This is a genomic window from Bradyrhizobium sp., assembly GCF_019244115.1.
Lineage (GTDB): Bacteria > Pseudomonadota > Alphaproteobacteria > Rhizobiales > Xanthobacteraceae > Bradyrhizobium.
Genome location: NZ_JAFATE010000736.1, coordinates 1 through 4,733 on the forward strand (window position 1 = coordinate 1; position 4,733 = coordinate 4,733).

The window sequence follows — 4,733 nt, forward strand, 5'->3', positions numbered from 1 at the left end:
CACCATGTTCGAGCCGGAACGGGTCGCGATCTCGCCGACCTGGCGCGGCGGCAGCGTGTTGCCGTCGGCATCGAGGATCGCGATTTCAACGCCGGACAGCGGCTTGCCGGCCGAGCGCATCCGCTCCAGTCCTTCGACGTGATCCTCGGGCGGGAGCGCCACGATCGTGCCCGTGGTCTCGGTCATGCCGTAGAGCTGCACGAAGCCGCATTTGAACACCTCGATGCATTCCTTGAGCAGCGCCGCCGGAATCGGCGAGGCGCCATAGAGCATGTATTTCAGCCGCGAGAAGTCCACCTGGCGGGCGCGTGGCTGACGCACGACGAACTGCATCGCAGCGGGCACCATGAACAGCTTGGTGATGCCGTAACGCTCGAAGAAGTCGAGGATTCTTGTCGGATCGAATTCGCGGGCGATCACGCCCTTGGCGCCGAAATAGAGATTGGTGATGCCCCAGCCGGAGCCGCCGATATGGAAGATCGGCATCGCGATCAGCGAGACGTCGGCGGAGGTCCATCTGTTCCAGTCCGGCCGCTCGGCATCCCTGCTGACGAGGTTCAGCAGATTGGCATGCGACAGCATCGCGCCCTTCGGCTTGCCAGTGGTGCCGGAGGTGTAGAGCTGGATCGCGACGTCCTGCGGCATCACCTCGACATCGGGTTCATCGGCGCTGCGCGCATCGCGCCAGGCGGCATAATCCTGCCATTCCGGCATGCCGCCCTCGGTCGTGATCACGTGGCGCACGCTCGGCAATTGGCCACGGATGTCGCGGACCAGCGTAACGAATTCAGGGCCAACGAACAGCACCGGCGCCTTGCAATCCTCGACGATGAAGGCAACCTCAGGTCCGGCCAGCCGCCAGTTCACCGGCGCCATCACCACACGGGCCTTGATGGCTCCGAGCAGCAGCTCGAAATAGATGTCGCTGTTCTTGCCGAGATAGGCGATGCGCTCGCCCGGCGCGACGCCGAGCGCCTTCAGGGCGTTGGCGACACGATTGGTGTTGCGGTCGAATGCCGCAAAACTGGTCGTGCGGCCCTCGAATTCGTAGAGCGCGGCATCGCCAAGGGTTTTGCCTCGTGCGCGCACGATCCCGGCCAGGGTTGCTTCGCCAGCGTCGGACATCTCGCTCCCGCTAAATCTTCTTGCGTTGCGCAGAGTGTGGGGCGATCCGGCAACAAAGACAATACGGACAGGCCGCTTCGGCGTTTCAGCCGAGGCGGTCGCTTGCGAGCGGTAACGCTGCTCCCGTCAGCCCCGCGCCGCCTTGTCTTTTTCGTTCTGTGCCTTGATGGAGTCGCGCGCCTTGGCCCAGTCGTCGTCGCTCCAGTCGCGCAGTTGATAGAAGTTGCCGCCCATGGCCAGCGCCTGGCCGCCATCCATCGCGATGGTCTCGCCATTGATCCAGTCGCAGCCGCCGGAGATCAGGAACACCGCGAGGTTTTGCAGCTCCTCCATGGTGCCGACCCGGCCCATCGGATTCATCGCCTTGGTGCGCGCGCCCGCTTCGTCGCCAGGCTTGATGCGCTTGCTCATGCCTTCGGTCGGAATTTCGCCGGGCGCGATGGTGTTGAGGCGGATGCCGTAATGGCCCCATTCGGTGGCGAGCGACATGGTCATGGCATGTACCGCCGACTTGCTCATCGCCGATGGCACCACATAGGGCGAGCCGTTGCGCACCCAGGTTACCGTGATCGACACGACATTGCCGGGCTGTTTGGCGGCGATCCAGCGCCGGCCCACCGCATGCGTCACGTAGAACGTGCCGTGCATGACGATGTTGGCGACCGCATCGAAACCGCGCGCGCTCAGTTCTTCACTGCGCGAGATGAAGTTGCCGGCGGCATTATTGATGAGGTCGGTGAGTCCGCCCTCGCGAAAGATGTTCTCGACCATCTCGTCGACGGCGAGCGGATTGCGGATGTCGACACCATGGCTCGTGACCCGGCCGCCATACTGGTCCATCAGTTCGGTCGCGGTTTCGTCGCAGACGATCTTGCGACGTCCGCAGATATGCACCTCGGCGCCGAGTTCGAGGAAGCGCGCCGCCATCGATTTGCCAAGTCCGGTGCCGCCGCCTGTGACCAGGATGCGCCGGCCGGCCAGCAGATTGTCTTTGAACATGGGAGGTTTCCACCTGAAGCGATTGTTTGTTAATTGAGCAATTGACTAAGTCCGGACGGCCGTCCTGTAAAGCGGTCAAGAGAAGAACAGGGAGAAATTGATCCATGGAAGACCGCGTTTCGATATCGATCACGGAGGGCGTCGCCAATGTCCGCCTGGTGCGGGCGGACAAGATGAATGCGCTCGATCAGGCGATGTTCGAGGCGCTGGTCGCCGCGACCGACCGGCTTGCGAGTGAAAAAGGCCTAAGGGCGGTGGTATTATCGGGCGAGGGGCGCGCCTTCTGTGCCGGTCTCGATATGGGCCGTTTTGCCGCGATGAAGGACAAGGGCGGCAATGGAATTCCGGGGGGCGAAAAGCGCGATCTGACTGTGCGCACCCATGGGCTAGCGAACTTTGCGCAACAAGCGGTGTGGGGCTGGCGCCAGCTGCCCGTGCCGGTGATCGCGGTGGTGCATGGGGTGGCCTTCGGCGGCGGGTTCCAACTCGCCCTCGGGGCCGACATGCGCTTCCTCGCGCCCGATACCCGGATGTCGATCATGGAGATTAAATGGGGCCTGGTGCCGGACATGGCGGGAACGCCGATCCTCGCAACTCTTGTCCGGGACGATATTCTGCGCGAGCTGACGTTCACCGGCCGTATCTTCTCGGCCCAGGAAGCGCTGTCCTACGGTCTCGCAACGCGGATCTTTGACGATCCACACGCCGCCGGGCTCGAGGTCGCGCGCGAGATCGCGAACAAAAGCCCCGATGCGATTCGCGCTGCCAAGCGCATGCTGAACAAACTGTCGGTCGATCCGGGCCCCGCACTGCTCGCTGAATCGATTGAGCAGCAGAGACTGATCGGCAGCCCCAATCAGACCGAGGCTGTCAGGGCCAATCTGGAGAAGCGCGCGCCGCGCTTTGTGGATGCTTGAATCGTCGTTCCGGGCCGATGCGAAGCATCGAACTATGGTGCGCATTGCGCACCTGAGAACCTTGAGATTCCGGGTTCGGTCCTGCGGACCGCCCCGGATGACGCCGTCAATAAACCCGACGAAAGATCGGACAGCAGGATGAGCGAAACGTCCTCTCTTTTCCTCGGCATCATCTCCGGTGAGCGGCGGCGCGCGCATGCCGAAGTGGCCGACCGCACTGCACGCATTGCCGGCGGCCTGCACAGGCTCGGTGTCGGCCAGGGCGACAGTGTCTGCATTCTGATGCGCAACGACATCGCTTTCGTCGAAGCGGCCTATGCGGCGATGCAGCTTGGAGCCTATGGCGTGCCCGTGAACTGGCACTTCAAGCCGGAGGAGATCAGCTACATCCTCCGGGATTGCGGTACCTCCGTGCTGATCGGACATTCCGATCTGCTGCATTCGCTCCGCGACGCCGTCCCGGCCGGTGTTTTGGTGCTCAGTGTCCCGACACCGCCGGAGATCCTGCGGACCTACAAAATCGACCCCGATCAACTCAGTAAGCCTGACTTCGCGATCGACCTTGAAGGCTGGCTTGGCGGACAAAAACCCCATGACGGGCCCGCCGTGCCGCAGCCGGCGAACATGATCTATACCTCCGGCACGACGGGCCATCCGAAGGGCGTGCGCCGCAACGCCCCGACGCCCGAGCAGAGCGCGCATGCCGAGCGGATGCGCACCTTGATCTACGGGCTGAAGGCGGGGGCTCGCGCGCTGGTGCCCGGGCCGCTCTATCATTCTGCGCCGAACTCGTTCGGGCTTCGCGCCGGCCGCCTCGGCGGTGCGCTGGTGCTGATGCCGCGGTTCGAGCCCGAGGATTTCTTGCGGCTGATCGAGGCTGAGCGCATCGACACCATCTTCATGGTGCCGACCATGTTCATCCGGCTGATGAAGCTGCCCGAGGCGGTGCGCGGGAAATATGACGTCTCCTCGCTGCGTCATGTGATTCACGCCGCGGCGCCGTGTCCGGCCGACGTCAAGCGCGCCATGATCGAGTGGTGGGGACCGGTCATTTACGAGTTCTATGGCTCGACCGAGGCGGGCGCGGTCACCTTCGCCACCTCGGAGGACGCGTTGAGAAGGCCCGGAACAGTTGGCAGGATCGCGCCCGGCGCTGAACTGCGGTTCATCGGCGATGACGGGCGGCTGCTGCCGCCGGGCGAGATCGGCGAGATTTTTTCGCGGATCGCGAGCAATCCCGACTTCACCTACCACAACAGGCCCGACAAGCGCTCCGAGATCGAGCACAGCGGCTTCATCACATCAGGCGATGTCGGCTATGTCGACCTGGACGGCTACGTTTTCATCTGCGATCGCAAGCGTGACATGGTGATCTCCGGCGGCGTCAACATCTACCCGGCCGAGATCGAGGCCGCACTGCATGCGATCCCCGGCGTCCACGATTGTGCGGTATTTGGTATTCCCGATGCCGAATTCGGCGAAGCGCTGATGGCGGTGGTCGAGCCGCAACCGGGTTTGCCGCTCGACGTCGAGGACCTCCGAAGCCGGCTCAAGGCGTCACTCGCCGATTACAAAGTGCCCAAGCACATCGAAATTCGATCCGACCTGCCGCGGGAAGATTCCGGCAAGATTTTCAAGCGCCGCCTGCGCGATCCCTATTGGGAAACGGCCGGCCGGCGGATTTAGGCGAAC

At 63.4% G+C, this 4,733-nt stretch carries 4 protein-coding genes; 2 read left to right on the plus strand and 2 right to left on the minus strand.

Features of this window, described 5'->3' with window-relative positions; translation table 11 throughout:
- Together JOZ76_RS31695 and JOZ76_RS31700 are read right to left on the minus strand one after the other, a co-directional pair.
- A partial coding sequence (locus tag JOZ76_RS31695; protein ID WP_291705333.1) for an AMP-binding protein occupies positions 1-1,125 on the minus strand: 1,125 nt, incomplete at its 3' end.
- A gap of 126 nt (positions 1,126-1,251) precedes the next feature.
- Entirely contained in the window at positions 1,252-2,124 is an 873-nt protein-coding gene (locus tag JOZ76_RS31700; RefSeq protein ID WP_291705334.1) for an SDR family oxidoreductase, read from the minus strand.
- Positions 2,125-2,228: 104 nt separating this feature from the next.
- On the opposite strand from JOZ76_RS31700, the gene JOZ76_RS31705 reads away from it, so the two are divergent.
- Together JOZ76_RS31705 and JOZ76_RS31710 are read left to right on the plus strand one after the other, a co-directional pair.
- Positions 2,229-3,041: a crotonase/enoyl-CoA hydratase family protein gene (locus tag JOZ76_RS31705; protein WP_291705335.1), complete on the plus strand. Its 813-nt coding sequence runs from the start codon at positions 2,229-2,231 to the stop codon at positions 3,039-3,041.
- A gap of 138 nt (positions 3,042-3,179) precedes the next feature.
- Positions 3,180-4,727 (plus strand): acyl-CoA synthetase, encoded by a 1,548-nt coding sequence (locus tag JOZ76_RS31710; protein WP_291705336.1) that lies wholly within the window; start codon positions 3,180-3,182, stop codon positions 4,725-4,727.
- The last annotated feature ends 6 nt before the right edge of the window (positions 4,728-4,733 follow it).